The 630-nt window shown below is 48.6% G+C and carries 2 tRNA genes and 1 rRNA gene; all 3 read left to right on the top strand.

The features are described 5' to 3' along the window. Positions 1–84: ribosomal RNA gene (locus J1785_RS00465) — 16S ribosomal RNA — on the top strand; the annotation flags it as partial. Positions 85–155: 71 nt separating this feature from the next. Next, a tRNA-Ile gene (locus J1785_RS00460) sits at positions 156–232 on the top strand. 133 nt (positions 233–365) lie between these two features. Continuing rightward, positions 366–441, top strand: a tRNA-Ala gene (locus tag J1785_RS00455). Positions 442–630 lie beyond the last annotated feature (189 nt).

Raw genomic sequence — 630 nt, 5'->3', positions numbered from 1 at the left:
GCGCTTACCACTTTGTGATTCATGACTGGGGTGAAGTCGTAACAAGGTAACCGTAGGGGAACCTGCGGTTGGATCACCTCCTTACCTCAAGATACGCATTGTGCAGTGTCCACACAGATTGTCTGATAGAAAGTAACGAGCAGAAATACCTTAATAGGCTTGTAGCTCAGGTGGTTAGAGCGCACCCCTGATAAGGGTGAGGTCGGTGGTTCAAGTCCACTCAGGCCTACCAATTCCTTCCTCCTCTTCGTTGTCGCCATGTCTCGTTTGCCCAGGCAAACTTCGCATGACTGCGCCTTGATGAGAAAGTGATTGGCTGACTCATCAGGCTGATGAGTGATTAAGGTATCTGTAAGTGACTGTATGGGGCTATAGCTCAGCTGGGAGAGCGCCTGCCTTGCACGCAGGAGGTCAGCGGTTCGATCCCGCTTAGCTCCACCATTACCGTACAGCCCCTCAATAATACTTCAGAGCGTATTGGAAACAGTATGCTGCGAAGTATTTTGCTCTTTAACAATCTGGAACAAGCTGAAAATTGAAAGTTTACAGCTGAACATCACTCTCCGTATCTGTACTGAGTGGTGGATTAGTCTGTAACAGAGTCTCTCAAATAATCGCAATGCGACGGTG

Source organism: Rahnella perminowiae (assembly GCF_019049755.1).
Taxonomy (GTDB): Bacteria; Pseudomonadota; Gammaproteobacteria; order Enterobacterales; family Enterobacteriaceae; genus Rahnella; species Rahnella perminowiae.
Note: the sequence above shows the minus strand (reverse complement) of the source record. Positions and strands in the feature narration are given on the sequence as shown.